12 protein-coding genes and 2 tRNA genes are annotated in these 14,858 nt (G+C 55.5%); 1 reads left to right on the top strand and 13 read right to left on the bottom strand.

The window, feature by feature from the left end; all coding sequences use genetic code 11:
* Positions 1–31: 31 nt before the first annotated feature.
* From nuoH to AUP42_RS02390, 9 genes are all read right to left on the bottom strand, one after another.
* Positions 32–1,045, bottom strand: a complete 1,014-nt coding sequence (nuoH, locus tag AUP42_RS02430) for an NADH-quinone oxidoreductase subunit NuoH (RefSeq protein WP_062948568.1) — start codon at positions 1,043–1,045, stop codon at positions 32–34.
* 87 nt (positions 1,046–1,132) lie between these two features.
* Entirely contained in the window at positions 1,133–3,193 is a 2,061-nt protein-coding gene (gene nuoG, locus AUP42_RS02425) for an NADH-quinone oxidoreductase subunit NuoG (protein WP_062948566.1), read from the bottom strand.
* 27 nt (positions 3,194–3,220) lie between these two features.
* Entirely contained in the window at positions 3,221–4,501 is a 1,281-nt protein-coding gene (gene nuoF / locus AUP42_RS02420) for an NADH-quinone oxidoreductase subunit NuoF (RefSeq protein WP_062948564.1), read from the bottom strand.
* Position 4,502: 1 nt separating this feature from the next.
* The gene (gene nuoE / locus AUP42_RS02415; RefSeq protein ID WP_062948562.1) at positions 4,503–5,165 is read right to left on the bottom strand and encodes an NADH-quinone oxidoreductase subunit NuoE; all 663 of its coding nucleotides are present in this window, start codon (positions 5,163–5,165) and stop codon (positions 4,503–4,505) included.
* Positions 5,162–6,340 (bottom strand): NADH-quinone oxidoreductase subunit D, encoded by a 1,179-nt coding sequence (locus tag AUP42_RS02410; protein WP_062948560.1) that lies wholly within the window; start codon positions 6,338–6,340, stop codon positions 5,162–5,164. The genes nuoE and AUP42_RS02410 overlap by 4 nt, the downstream gene beginning before the upstream one ends.
* A complete protein-coding gene (locus AUP42_RS02405) occupies positions 6,340–6,969 on the bottom strand; it encodes an NADH-quinone oxidoreductase subunit C (protein ID WP_062948558.1) in 630 nt (209 codons plus the stop codon). The genes AUP42_RS02410 and AUP42_RS02405 overlap by 1 nt, the downstream gene beginning before the upstream one ends.
* Positions 6,970–6,988: 19 nt before the next feature.
* Complete coding sequence (locus AUP42_RS02400) at positions 6,989–7,531, bottom strand: NuoB/complex I 20 kDa subunit family protein (protein ID WP_007089407.1); 543 nt, start codon at positions 7,529–7,531, stop codon at positions 6,989–6,991.
* Positions 7,522–7,887 carry an NADH-quinone oxidoreductase subunit A gene (locus tag AUP42_RS02395; protein WP_007089406.1) on the bottom strand — a complete coding sequence of 122 codons (366 nt, stop codon included), beginning with the start codon at positions 7,885–7,887 and terminating at the stop codon, positions 7,522–7,524. Before AUP42_RS02395 ends, AUP42_RS02400 begins: the two co-directional genes overlap by 10 nt.
* A gap of 287 nt (positions 7,888–8,174) precedes the next feature.
* A tRNA-Asp gene (locus tag AUP42_RS02390) sits at positions 8,175–8,251 on the bottom strand.
* Between the two features lie 314 nt (positions 8,252–8,565).
* Between AUP42_RS02390 and fliG the strand changes: the two genes are divergently transcribed.
* A complete protein-coding gene (gene fliG, locus AUP42_RS02385; RefSeq protein WP_062948556.1) occupies positions 8,566–9,585 on the top strand; it encodes a flagellar motor switch protein FliG in 1,020 nt (339 codons plus the stop codon).
* A 1,184-nt stretch (positions 9,586–10,769) separates the two neighbouring features.
* Here fliG and AUP42_RS02380 read toward each other — a convergent pair.
* From AUP42_RS02380 to lon, 4 genes are all read right to left on the bottom strand, one after another.
* Entirely contained in the window at positions 10,770–11,438 is a 669-nt protein-coding gene (locus AUP42_RS02380; protein WP_062948554.1) for a hypothetical protein, read from the bottom strand.
* A 189-nt stretch (positions 11,439–11,627) separates the two neighbouring features.
* A tRNA-Val gene (locus AUP42_RS02375) sits at positions 11,628–11,704 on the bottom strand.
* A 110-nt stretch (positions 11,705–11,814) separates the two neighbouring features.
* A complete protein-coding gene (locus AUP42_RS02370; protein ID WP_007089403.1) occupies positions 11,815–12,087 on the bottom strand; it encodes an HU family DNA-binding protein in 273 nt (90 codons plus the stop codon).
* A gap of 262 nt (positions 12,088–12,349) precedes the next feature.
* Entirely contained in the window at positions 12,350–14,761 is a 2,412-nt protein-coding gene (lon, locus tag AUP42_RS02365) for an endopeptidase La (protein ID WP_062948552.1), read from the bottom strand.
* Between the last annotated feature and the right edge of the window lie 97 nt (positions 14,762–14,858).

Below are 14,858 nucleotides of genomic sequence, written 5' to 3'. Positions count from 1 at the left end.
CGTTTACCTCTCTCTTTCCGATGCGCGGCGATCAGGCCGGGACCTTGTCAAAAGCAACCAGGAACGTGGCGACCAGCATGACCCAGGCAAATGACAGCGGCAGGAAGACTTTCCAACCCAGACGCATCAGCTGGTCATAGCGGTAACGCGGGAATGTCGCACGCACCCAGAGGAATATGAACAGAACGAAGCAGATCTTCAGGATGAACCAGATCGGCCCCGGGATGAAATCAAGAACCGGCAGCGGCGCGGTCCAGCCGCCCAGGAACAGAACGGCGCAAAGACCGCTCATCAGGATCATGTTCGCGTATTCACCCAGGAAGAACAGCGCAAAGGTCATTGCCGAATAATCGACGTTATAACCCGACACCAGTTCGGCTTCCGCTTCCGGAAGGTCAAACGGCGCGCGGTTCGTTTCGGCCAGGATCGACACGATGAAGACCACAAACATCGGCAGGTGATAGATGAAGTTCCATTCCCAGATACCGCCGCCCTGGCCGCGAACGATGTCGCTCAGGTTCAGGGACCCGGTGGTCAGCAGAACGGAAATGATGATCAGGCCAATCGAAATCTCGTACGAAACCATCTGGGCGCCGGAACGCAGCGCACCAAGGAAGGCGTATTTGGAGTTCGATGCCCAACCGGCCATCACGATGCCGTAAACACCCAGCGATGAAATCGCGAACAGGTACAGAATGCCGACATTCAGATCCGCCAGAACCATGCCCTCGTCGAACGGAATAACCGCCCAGGCAATGATCGCCAGAATGAAAGTCAGCATCGGGGCAATGATAAACACGCCCTTGTTGGCACTGGTCGGAACGATTGTTTCTTTCAGAAACAGTTTCAGACCATCGGCCAGCGGCTGCAGAAGACCAAACGGCCCTACAACGTTCGGGCCCTTGCGCAACTGCATCGCACCGATGACCTTGCGCTCGGCATAGGTCAGATAGGCGACAGCAACCAGCAGCGGGACAACAATCGCCAAAATCTTGGCGACGATCCAGACCAGCGGTTCAATATATCCGTCCCAAAGAAGTTCCATCGGTCAAACCGTATCTTTTGCGTTTCGTCCCTGAATTGGGACACCCCCTTGCGGGACGGGCGACGATGTCATCGCCGCCCCCCAAACTCAGGCAACCTTCTCGGCAGCCGCATCCTTGACAAAGGCCTCTGTACATTTGGCCATCGTCACCGATGCACGGCTGATCGGGTCGGTCATATAGAAATTGCGAACCGGCGAGGTAAAGCTGTCTGGCTTCATATCGCCTTTCTTGCCGAAATCGGCCCACTCTGCCTTGGTAACAGCATTCAGCGAGGTGAAAGTCGGGCTGAGTTCAACCATGCGCGAACGCACGGCTTCAATGCTGTCATACGGAAGCGCCTGGCCAAGTGCGCCCGAAAGCGCACGAACAATCGCCCAGTCTTCCTTGGCGTCGCCAACCGGGAAAACAGCGCGCCAGCCCTGCTGGGCGCGGCCTTCGGTATTGACGTAGGTACCATTCTTTTCGGTATAGGCAGCACCCGGAAGGATCACGTCTGCTGCCTGTGCACCGGCATCGCCCATCGCCCCCTGATAGACCACAAAGGCCTTCTCAAGTTTCGACATGTCGATTTCATCGGCACCCAGCAGGTAAACAACCTCGACATCGCCTTTTGCCGCGGCATCAAGGATGTCATTGGTCGCAAGACCGCCCTCACCCGGAACAAAGCCCAGATCAAGGCCACCAACGCGCGAGGCGGCGGTGTGCAGGACGTTAAAACCGTTCCATTCGCCCGAAACCATGCCGTATTTGTCGGCAATCGCCCGGACGGTCGCCAGAACCGCATCGCTGTCGTCACGGTTAAGCGCGCCCATACCAACGATGATCATCGGCTTTTCGGCAGCTTTCAGAACCTTGGCGAAATCGTTCTTGCCATCGAGAACCGCGGAAAGCGTTTCCGCACCGGCACCAAGATAATCGTGCTTATAGGTCGGGTCCCAGCTTTCGCCGATGATGCCAACCTTGAAGTCACCAGCCGTCGCACGCCAGCGTTTGCGCAGGCGGGAGTTGATGATCGGTGCTTCGGCACGGACATTCGCCCCAACGATTAGGCAGGCATCGGCTTCGTCGATCCCGGCAATCGTGGTGTTAAAGATATAGGACGCACGCGGGCCGCCGATTTTCGAACCGTCCTGACGGCAATCAAGGTTCGGCGACCCAAGGGTCCCCATCAGATCCTTAAGGGCCGTCATCGATTCACAATCGACCGTGTCACCGGCAATCGCGGCAATCTTCTTGCCATCAAGCCCGGAAACCTTTGCCTTGATTGCGGCAAATGCCTCGTCCCAGCTTGCTGCTTTCAGCTTGCCGTCGACACGCACATACGGACGATCCAGACGCTGGCGTTTCAGGCCGTCAATCGCATAACGGGTTTTGTCCGAAATCCATTCCTCGTTCACGTCGTCATTGGTACGCGGCAGAACGCGCATGACTTCGGCACTGCGGGAATCGATACGGATGTTTGATCCAACCGCATCCATAACATCGATGCTGTCGGTCTTTTTCAATTCCCACGGACGCGCGGTAAACGCATAGGGCTTGGACGTCAGCGCACCAACCGGGCAAAGATCGACCAGGTTCCCCGAAAGTTCGGAATTGATCGATGCTTCGATATACGGTCCGACCTCGGTATCCTCGCCACGGTAAACCGCACCCATGGTGCCGACACCTGCGACTTCCTCGGAAAAACGGACGCAACGGGTGCAGTGAATGCAACGGGTCATGATCGTTTTCACGATCGGGCCCAGTTCCTTGTCCTTCACCGCACGCTTTTTCTCGGCATAGCGCGACGCGTCAAAACCATAGGCCATCGCCTGGTCCTGAAGGTCACATTCACCGCCCTGGTCACAGATCGGGCAATCCAGCGGATGGTTGATCAGCAGGAATTCCATCACGCCATTGCGTGCTTTCTTGACCAGATCGGAATCCGTCTTGATCACCATTCCATCTGCCGCAGGCATGGCGCAGGACGCGACCGGCTTCGGTGCGCGTTCCATCTCGACCAGACACATACGGCAGTTGCCGGCGATTGACAGGCGTTCGTGATAGCAGAAACGCGGAATCTCCTTCCCGGCCTCTTCACAGGCCTGAAGGACTGTCGCCCCGGCTTCTACTTCAACTTCAATACCGTCAACTGTCAGTTTCGGCATGTCTCAATCCCTCTCAACAGGCCCCTCTCAGGCCGCGATCCGTGCGCGATATTCCTTGATCCGCCGTTCCATTTCGGGACGGAAGTGACGGATCAGACCCTGGATCGGCCATGCGGCTGCATCGCCAAGCGCACAAATGGTGTGGCCTTCGACCTGTTTGGTCACATCCCACAGCAGGTCAATTTCATCAAGCGTGGCCTGTCCCCGGACCATGCGCGCCATGATGCGCGCCATCCAGCCCGTGCCTTCACGGCACGGTGTGCACTGGCCACAGCTTTCATGCTGGTAGAATTCCGACAGACGCGCGATGGCGTAAACAATGTCGGTGGACTTATCCATCACGATCACCGCCGCCGTACCAAGACCCGATCCCACTTCACGCAGGGCATCGAAATCCATCAGCACATTGTCGCAAATGTCTTTGGTCATCAGCGGAACGGACGAACCGCCTGGAATAACCGCCAGAAGATTGTCCCAGCCGCCACGAACACCGCCGCAATGCTTGTCGATCAGCTCGCGCAGCGGAATGCTCATGGCTTCCTCGACCGTGCAGGGTTTCTCGACATGGCCGGAAATCGCAAACAGCTTGGTACCGTGGTTGTTTTCACGGCCAAAACCGGTGAACCATGCACCGCCACGGCGCAGGATTTCCGGCACCACGGCAATCGATTCGACGTTGTTCACCGTCGTCGGGCAGCCATACAGACCGGCATTGGCCGGGAATGGCGGCTTCAGACGCGGCTGGCCTTTCTTGCCCTCAAGGCTTTCGATCAGCGCGGTTTCCTCGCCACAGATATACGCCCCTGCACCAAGATGCAGATAAAGGTCGTAATCCCAGCCCGAACCACAGGCATTCTTGCCAAGCAGACCGGCTTCATAGGCTTCGTCAATCGCACGCTGAAGGTTCGATGCCTCGTGATAGAATTCGCCGCGGATATAGATATATCCGGCATGGGCATTCATCGCGAAGCTGGCCAGAAGGCAGCCTTCAATCAGGGTATGCGGATCATTGCGCATGATCTCGCGGTCTTTACAGGTGCCCGGCTCGCCCTCGTCGGCATTCACCACAAGATAGCTCGGACGACCATCGGATTCCTTGGGCATGAACGACCATTTCAGGCCGGTCGGGAAGCCAGCGCCCCCACGACCACGCAGACCGGATGCCTTCATCTCGTTGATGATCCAGTCACGCCCTTTTTCAATCAGGGCCTTGGTGCCGTCCCAGTTGCCACGTGCCTGTGCCGCTTTAAGACCGAAGTCCTGAAAACCGTACAGGTTGGTAAAGATACGATCCTTATCCTGCAGCATCTCAGGCCTCCCCTTCGCTTGCATCAGCAGACTGATCGGCAGCGCCGCAGCCACAGAATGCCTTCAGAACCTTGGGACCATCGATCGGCTCGCAGCCGCGACGACCGATCTGCGGACCGGCTTTCGGCTTTTCACCCTTTTTCAGGGCATCAAGGATCGACTTGGTGCTATCGGCAGTCAGGTCTTCGTAATAATCGTCGTTAATCTGCATCATCGGTGCATTAACGCACGCGCCAAGGCATTCAACCTCGATCAGGGTAAACTGGCCGTCTTCGGTGGTTTCACCGATACCGATGCCCAGTTCCTTCTTGCAGGTATCAACGACATCCGCCGAACCGCGCAACCAGCAAGGCGTCGTGGTGCAGACCTGGATGAAGTTCTTGCCGACCGGGGCAAGGTTATACATCGTATAGAAGGTCGCCACCTCGTAGACGCGAATGGCCGGCATATCGAGCATGTCGGCAATGTAATCCATTGCGACAGTCGGAACCCAGTTACCTTCGGTCTGACGCTGTGCCAGATCAAGCAGCGGCATGACCGCGCTCTGCTGGCGGCCTTCCGGATACTTGGCGATAATCTTGTTTGCCCGCTCCATGTTTTCCGGGGAAAACGCAAAGCTGACAGGCTGAAGCTCTCTCGGAGCTGGTCTTCTCAAATGGCTCATCGGTCAATCTCACCGAACACGATATCAAGCGACCCGATATTGGCAACGACATCGGCCAGCATGTGGCCCTTGGACATGAAGTCGATGCCCTGAAGGTGCGGGAACCCGGGTGCGCGAATTTTGCAGCGATACGGACGGTTCGAGCCATCCGAAATGAGATACACGCCAAACTCGCCCTTCGGTGCCTCGACCGCGGCATAGCATTCGCCAGCCGGAACGTGGAACCCTTCGGTAAAGAGTTTGAAGTGATGGATCAGGGCTTCCATCGAGCGTTTCATTTCTGAACGCGACGGCGGCGCCACCTTGTTATTTTCAACGATAACAGCACCATCCGGCATTTCCTTGATGGCCTGCTTCATGATCTTGAGCGACTGGTTCATTTCTTCGAAACGCACCAGGAAGCGATCATAGCAGTCACCGGTCTTGCCGATCGGAATGTCGAAATCGAAATCTTCGTACGAGTCATAGGGCTGCGATTTACGCAGATCCCACGCCATACCGGATGCGCGGATGTTCGGCCCGGTAAAGCCCCAGTCAAGGGCCTCCTCGGGCGAAACGATCCCGATATCAACAGTACGCTGTTTGAAGATACGGTTGCCGGTCAGGATACGGTCGAAATCGTTGACGAATTTCGGGAACTGATCACACCAGGCATCAATATCGGCCAGCAACCCGGCCGGAAGATCGGCTGCAACGCCGCCCGGACGGAAATAGTTGGCATGAAGACGTGCACCACAGGCGCGCTCATAGAATTCCATGAGCTTTTCACGTTCCTCGAAGCCCCACAGCAGCGGGGTCATCGCACCAACGTCAAGCGCAAAGGCGGTCAGGTTCAGAAGATGGTTCAGGATACGGCCCATTTCCGCATAAAGGACGCGGATATACTGGGCGCGTTTCGGCACCTCGACACCCATCAGCTTCTCGATGGCCAGGCAATAGGCATGTTCCTGGTTCATCGGCGCGACATAGTCGAGACGGTCGAAATACGGGGTCGCCTGAATATAGGTCTTATATTCGATCAGCTTTTCCGTACCGCGGTGCAGAAGACCGATATGCGGATCGGCGCGTTCGATAACCTCGCCATCCATTTCAAGAACCAGACGCAGAACGCCATGCGCCGCAGGGTGCTGCGGGCCGAAGTTCATGGTCATGTTTTTGATTTTTTGTTCCGACATCAGGCCTTGCCCTCCGCCTTTTCATCGCCGGGAAGAACATGCTGGATGCCTTCCCACGGGCTTTCGAAATCGAAGTTACGGAAATCCTGAACCAGTTTCACCGGCTCGTAGACAACGCGCTTCTGCTCGTCGTCATAGCGAACCTCGACATAACCGGTCAGCGGGAAATCCTTGCGAAGCGGATGACCCTCAAAGCCATAATCCGTCAGGATACGGCGCGGGTCCGGGTGATTGTCAAAGAAGATGCCGAACAGATCCCATGTCTCGCGCTCGAACCAGTTGGCGGCGCTGTAAACGGGAACGGCACTGGGCACCGGGGTATCTTCGTCGGTACGGACCTTCACACGCACACGCAGGTTATGCTTGAGCGACAGCAGGTGATACACGACGTCGAAACGCTCGGCGCGTTCGGGATAATCAACCCCGCAAATGTCGACAAGCTGCTTGAACAGGCAGCCCGCATCATCGCGAAGGAATGTCAGAACTTTAAGAATAGCATCGCGTTTGACCACGATGGACAGCTCGCCATAACGGTACTGGGTTTCCAGAACCTTGTCGGCAAACTGGGACACCACTAGATCTTTAAGATCTTTCAGCGCGGCGCTGTTATCGCTGAGCACTTCGCTCATGCAAGCCCCCTATTAAGGATCAGCGTGTCAGGACACCGGTACGGCGGATTTTCTTTTGCAACTGCATCACGCCGTAAATCAGCGCTTCGGCTGTCGGCGGGCACCCGGGAACATATACGTCCACCGGAACAACGCGATCACAACCGCGCACCACCGAATAGGAATAGTGATAATATCCGCCACCATTCGCACATGATCCCATCGAGATCACCCAGCGCGGTTCGGCCATCTGGTCGTAAACCTTGCGCAGTGCCGGAGCCATCTTGTTGGTAAGCGTGCCGGCAACGATCATCACGTCGGACTGACGCGGGCTCGGACGGAACACAAGACCGTAACGGTCAAGGTCGTAACGCGACGCGGCGGCATGCATCATTTCCACGGCACAGCAGGCCAGACCGAATGTCATCGGCCACAGCGAACCGGTGCTTGCCCAGCTTGCCAGCTTGTCGAGATTGGCAAGGACAAAGCCCTTGTCATTCATCTCGTCGAACACGCCTTTAAGCAGGGTATCCTGATCCTGACCGGGTGCCAGGGGGGCGCCTGTATTGGTGCTCACTCCCATTCCAATGCTCCCTTCTTCCATTCATAGACAAATCCGACCGTCAGCACAGCCAGGAAGATCACCATAGAAAAGAAACCGAAGGTGCCGATGTCGCCAAGGGTCACAGCCCACGGGAACAGGAACGCAACTTCGAGATCGAAAATGATGAACAAGATGGCGACCAGATAGAACCGGACATCAAACTTGATGCGCGCGTCTTCAAACGGCGCAAACCCGCACTCATATGCGGACAGTTTTTCAACATCAGGAGCCTGCTTGGCCAGAACCAGCGACGCGATGACGATAACCGCCGAGAGACCGACGGCGATCCCGATGAAAATCAGGATCGGAAGATATTCCGAAAGAAGCTCTTGCATCTCTCTGACCTCTCAAGAACAGGCCTCTTTTGACCCGACCAGGTCCCCACCTGGCCTATACCGGCGCACCATAACGTATGCACCGCACAAGTTCCAGCCCCGTAAGCGGTTTTAACACCACCTAAGGCCGGAAACTTCCTAATCTTTTTGCCATTCTCTGCTCTCCGATATCGGGTCGCGTAACGTCATGATCAAGTCCGTTTCTTGCGAAGCAACATGCGCTGCACGTGAAAAGGCGATCGCGGAAAGGACGAAACGTCCGAACAAAGACAACAGATGCGTGATCATGGCGGGAGCGACGGGACTTGAACCCGCGGCCTCCGGCGTGACAGGCCGGCGCTCTAACCAACTGAGCTACGCCCCCAAATGACCAGCTATTGGCGCGCCTTTGTTAGACCAGCACCTATGCCAAGTCAAGCTGATACCAGCGTTTTCAACCATCTCGTCAATTGCGCCGGAGATCATCACCCTGTGAAACACATCACAGGCCCCGGCTTTTGGACAAATAACGCTTTTCCAATCACTTCCACGGACGGTTTCGTCAGTTACCTTTGCATCCTGCGCTTAGCTTTTATAGAATTGTTGATAAATAGATTATATTCTTTGCCGCTAGAAACAGGCATGTTCGCCCGGGTGAACAAACCCGGCGAATGAACGCAGTGACGGAGAAGACCACCAGTGGGGCGCGTAAAAGAAGAATACAGGTCGCTTGCAGGCCCGGAAAAAGCCGCGATTCTGATGCTGGCACTTGGTGAAGAACACGCCACCAAAATGTTCAGCATGATGGATGACGAGGAAATCAAAGAGATTTCCCAGACCATGTCGGGCCTTGGCACCATCAGCTCCAATATCGTCGAACGCCTGTTTGTGGAATTTGCAGATCAGCTTTCCTCGACCGGCTCGCTGGTCGGTTCGTTCGATACGACCGAACGCCTGCTGTCCAAAGTCCTTCCCGAAGACCGCGTCAACGGCATCATGGAAGAGATTCGCGGCCCCGCCGGCCGCACCATGTGGGACAAGCTGAACAACGTGAACGAGGCGGTTCTCGCCAACTACCTCAAAAACGAATACCCGCAGACCGTTGGCGTGGTGCTCTCGAAACTGAAATCATCCCACTCGGCCGCTGTATTGTCGCTATTGCCGGAAAACTTCTCGATGGAGGTCATCATGCGTATGCTGCGCATGGAGGCCGTACAGAAAGAGGTCCTCGACAATATCGAGAAAACACTCCGCACCGAATTCATGTCGAACCTTGCGCGTGGCTCGCGCGGCGACAACCACGAACTGATGGCCGATATCTTCAACAGTCTGGATCGCCAGAGCCAGGACCGCTTCCTCACCGCACTCGAGGAACGCAACCGCGACTCTGCGGAAAAGATCAAGGCCCTTATGTTCACCTTCGAAGACCTTGCCCGTCTCGACAACAACGGCGTTCAGACCCTGCTGCGCCAGGTCGAAAAGGACAAACTCGCACTGGCCCTCAAAGGCTCGACCGATGCGATGCGCGATCTGTTCTTCAAGAACATGTCCGAACGTGCCGGCAAGATGATGCGCGAAGACATGGATGCACTGGGCCCTGTCCGCCTGTCGGATGTAGAGGAATCCCAGATGATGATCGTCCAGCTCGCCAAGGAACTCGCCGCCCAAGGCCAGATCGTCATCTCCGAAGGCGGCGGCGAAGACGAAATGGTCTACTGACCCCGCATCCGCTTCGGACCTCGAACGAAAAACGGGACGGCACATCGCCGTCCCTTTCTTTTTTGCCCAATCGGTAACCCACTCCGGCAAAGACCTTTAGCCACCCCAGACTGAATGCTCCTTCCCAAGATGCCCCAAACACCCCGCGCCATACGCCTGACGACCGTCGGGCCCTTTGAATGATGACCGCCCCCTGCCCGCCAAGGAACCTGTCGCACAGGCCCAGATCATCCTCTAAGTGGATGGTCGGCAGCCTACTGCTCTTGTTGCTCCCAACAGCTTCCGACGCCTCCGGCGTCCCCCCCTCCGCCCCAGCCCGGCCCCAAACACGCCCCAAACCGGAACGGCAGCTTGTCGTCCCCCTCTTTTTGCGAGGCGGACAAACCACTTCCGTAATGACTTTTGGTCGTCTCGGGTTCGCGGTCCTCGTTTGATGCCTCGCGGTCTCGCCATCCGGTCCAGGTCCAGGTCCCGACCAATCGCACCACAAATCGGGACGGCCGATTATCGCCCCCCTTTTTTGTGCGATTGACGCACCTCTCCCGTAATGACTTTTGGCCGTTTCAGGCGGATCGCCGCTGTTATGGATGCCCGACAAGACGGCTGGCACCGCGCCGTGAATTAATCGTCCTCCGCTTACATGACAGTCCGGATACCCCGCCGTATGAAACCTCCATGCCACCGGGGTCGTTATGCGGGATCTGACAGGTATATCCCCGCCTGCCCCGCTCTTGCGGTGACTCAACCTGCGCCCGCACGGCCTCACGGCCCCTCATCATCGAAATCATCGACATTCACAATCATGGCCCTCTTTCCTTTGCCAACAACACATGCGCCATCCGTTCCGTTTGCATGGCAAACATCCTGTGACGACATTGCTCCGGGGCTTTGCGAAACGCAAAAAGGGCCGGAAATCCAAAGATCCCGGCCCCTTTTGCCCGCGATGCGGGCGCAATTATCAAGTTGATGAGATATCCTTACCACCAAACAAAGAACAAATCAAGAACAAAATTGAATACCATCGACAAAGACAGGATACAAAGCCTCTGTAGTGTGCATATGCGTTCATCAAAATTATCCAGGATAACAGCGCCTTCGGGAAATGTAGCCCGCCGCATCCTGATCAATGAAAATTCCCGATCTTTTAAGCCAGATCAGCCTGCCAGCTTTCCCGGCCCGGCTCCCTATCCGATGATCACATTCGGCACCGGATCGGTGATCGATTTGATTTCCCAGCGCAGCCTGTTCTGACCGGCGGTTTTGACAAATTCGGCGGCGTTGTGGCTGCGGATGCCTGCCGTGGTGCGCAACTCGATCTTGCCGGTCATCTGATAACCAAGTGCGGTCAGGCGTTCTTCATACTGGTCGGGCACGAAGCCGCCGCGTATTTCAACGGTGTTCGATTCCGCACGGAAAAACATTTCAAGGATTCGCGAATTGCGCCGGACAAACACAAAGCTTTTGTCGCGCATGATGTTGCTGTGCCGTTCATAGACAATGTTGAAAATGCCCTTGCCCTGATAGGTCAGCTGCTTGACACCAGAATCGCGTTTCAGATCGGCAAGCACCTTGTCGACGCGCACTTTTTCTTCGTCGGCATCAATTTCTTCGTTCAGAAGGGCTTCGGTAATGGTCGGCTGCACCAGCAACCCGCGATAGCTGAACCGGTAATCTCCATTCTGCTCGACATTAAGATCAATGGTGAAGTCGTCGGGCAGATAACAGCCAACCAGCATCAGGGGCGCTATAATCGCCACCAGAGCCCCCCGCGCGATCAATTGACCCCGTTGGACAGCAACCCTTCGCAACAACGCCACAAGCGCGGAAAACGGGATTTCGAAGATCATGGTCATCGCGGCGTCATCCTGACTGGTGTTGCTTGATCAAGCTTGCCTGTCGGGCGCTATGGCGTCAACCGTTGCATGGCGTTTCGATTCTGATCGACGATTCGCGGTGCACTGCGATAATGCGCTGATTCGCAAAAAGAAAATGGCATGTCCCGGAAATGCAAAAAGCCGGCGCGTGGCCGACTTTTGCAAGAATGGTGGGTGATGAGAGATTCGAACTCCCGACCCTCTCGGTGTAAACGAGATGCTCTAACCAGCTGAGCTAATCACCCGTATTTTGATGCCCCGTTTTGCGGAAGCGGGCGGAACATAACATGCTTTTTTGAAAAAGCAATGCCGGTGACGCTTGTCACCGGCATTTTTTTTCAGAACTTCGTCAAACTTAGTTGACGGCGTCCTTAAGACCTTTGCCAGCCTTGAATTTCGGCTGTTTCGATGCCGGAATGTCGATTTCTTCACCGGTGCGCGGGTTGCGACCTTTTGAAGCAGCGCGAGCAGCGACAGCGAAGGTACCGAAACCGACGAGACGAACTTCGTCACCGCCTTTGAGAGATTCGGTAATGGAATCGAAAACAGCGTCAACGGCTTTAGCAGCGTCCGCTTTGGACAGATCGGCTTTAGCAGCTACACTTCCAACGAGATCGTTTTTATTCACTTCCTGGCCCCCTTATTGGACGTTCGGAGTTATGAGGAAATTTGGTTTGCCCCAAACCTGTTGCATGGGCAGTGTAAGCAGGTCGCCAAGTTCCCGTCAATGCGAGAGACGCAGTTTTCTGCGGTTTCGAACGTTTTTTTGATTTTTTTCGTCTTTACAGCCCTGCCGCTGTGGATCAATGCCGATTCTTGGCCAAAGTTATCCACAGAAAAGGGGGGATGGCGCTGCCATCCCCCCGGTTTTCGAACGTTTTTTCCGCTTATCAGTGAGTGGTAACACCACCGACTTCCGATTCTTCGCCGTCCTTGGATTTGACAGCGACGTCATCCACCTCTTCTTCCCACTCGATGGGAACCAGCGGATTGACCAGCGCGTGGCTGAGAACCTCGTCAACATGGGAAACCGGAATGATTTCCATGCCGCGTTTGACGTTGTCCGGAATGTCTTCCAGATCCTTTTCATTTTCCTGCGGGATCAGGACGGTTTTGACACCGCCGCGCAATGCCGCAAGAAGCTTTTCTTTCAAACCACCAATCGCAAGCACACGGCCGCGAAGCGTGATTTCGCCTGTCATCGCGACATCCTTGCGAACCGGATTGCCAGTCAGAACCGAAACCACCGACGTCACCATGCCGACACCGGCCGACGGACCGTCTTTTGGCGTCGCCCCTTCCGGAACGTGAACGTGAATGTCACGTTTCTGGAACAGGGTCGGCTTGATGCCGAACTGGGTGGCGCGCGAACGCACAAACGACGTGGCCGCCTGGATCGATTCTGTCATGACTTCGCCGAGTTTACCGGTGGTTTTCATGTTGCCCTTGCCCGGTACGGTGACCGATTCAATCTGCAACAGATCGCCGCCGAATTCGGTATAGGCCAGACCGGTAACAACACCGACCTGATCTTCACCTTCGGTTTCGCCATAACGGAACTTGCGGATGCCGGCATATTTGCCAAGCGTGCGCGGGGTCACGCGAACCGTTTTCAGGTTCTCAAGCATGATGCGCTTGGTTGCCTTTCGCGCAAGCTTCGCCAGCTCACGCTCAAGGCTACGCACACCGGCTTCACGGGTGTAGTAACGGATCAGATCGCGAAGCGCATCGTCCGAAATGCTCCACTCGCCCTTACGCAGGCCGCTTTCCTTGACCTGTTTCGGGATCAGGTGGCGCTTGGCGATTTCAACCTTTTCATCCTCGGTGTAACCCGAAATCCGGATGATCTCCATACGGTCGAGCAACGGCTGCTGCATGCGCAGGCTGTTGGCGGTCGTAACGAACATCACATCCGAAAGATCGTAATCGACTTCTAGATAGTGGTCGTTAAAGGTCGAATTCTGTTCCGGATCAAGAACTTCAAGCAATGCCGAAGCCGGATCACCGCGGAAATCCGAACCCATTTTCTCAATCTCGTCGAGAAGGAAAAGCGGGTTGGAATATTTCGCCTTTTTCATGCCCTGGATGATTTTACCCGGCATGGAACCGATATAGGTCCGGCGATGACCCCGAATTTCGGACTCGTCACGCACCCCGCCAAGCGACATGCGCACGAATGTGCGACCGGTCGCATTGGCCATCGATTTCCCAAGCGAGGTTTTACCAACACCCGGAGGACCGACAAGGCACAGAATCGGGCCTTTGACTTTTTTGATACGCGCCTGAACCGCAAGATATTCAAGGATGCGTTCCTTGACCTGCTCAAGACCGTAATGCTCCTTGTCGAGCACCTTCTTGGCCTTTTTCAGATCAAGCGAAACACGTGAACGCTTGTTCCACGGAATCGACACCATCCAGTCAAGATAGTTGCGAACCACGGTGGCCTCGGCGGACATCGGGCTCATATTGCGCAGCTTCTTAAGCTCGGCCTGGGCCTTTTCCTTGGCTTCCTTCGGCATCTTGGCCTTGTTCAGCTTCTCTTCGATTTCAGAAGCTTCATCCTTGCCGTCTTCGCCCTCGCCCAGTTCCTTCTGAATGGCTTTAAGCTGCTCGTTCAGATAGTACTCGCGCTGGGTTTTCTCCATCTGGCGCTTGACGCGGTTGCGGATCTTTTTCTCGACCTGCAGGACGCCGATTTCCGATTCCATGAAACCGAAAATGCGTTCCAGACGGTCCCCGACAAGGGTCGTTTCCAGAAGTTCCTGTTTCTCGGAAATCTTGAGCGACAGATGCGACGCCACCGTATCGGCAAGCTTCGCGGGCTCTTCGATCTGATTAACCGATACCAGAACTTCCGGCGGTATCTTCTTGTTAAGCTTGATATACTGCTCGAACTGGGTCACGACAGAACGCGCAAGCGCTTCAAGCTCGCTGTCATCCTCGTCCGCTTCCTCGCGAACAGCGGCATAAGCCTGGAAAAATTCGGGATTGTCGACGAAGCCGGAAATCTCCGCACGCTTGCCACCTTCGACAAGCACCTTGACCGTCCCGTCCGGCAGCTTAAGAAGCTGCAAGACAGTCGCGACAGTCCCGATTTCATACAGATCGTCGACAGACGGGTCATCAAGACCCGCATCTTTTTGAGTAACAAGCAGAATCTGCTTGTCTTCGCGCATCACATCTTCAAGTGCACGCACTGATTTTTCACGCCCGACAAACAGCGGAACAATCATGTGCGGGAACACTACGATGTCGCGCAACGGCAGTACCGGGTAAATTTCGCCACGCGCCAATTCAACCATTATGTTCTATTCCCTATTCTGAGCCAAAACGTTGCTGGGGTCCTGCCATAGGCCCCGCCAGTAACGCGAACATTCAAAAGATAATCTGAAATTCCCG

The organism is Thalassospira lucentensis, from assembly GCF_001613805.1.
Classification (GTDB): Bacteria; Pseudomonadota; Alphaproteobacteria; order Rhodospirillales; family Thalassospiraceae; genus Thalassospira; species Thalassospira lucentensis_A.
This window is presented reverse-complemented; position numbering and strand designations above follow the sequence as displayed.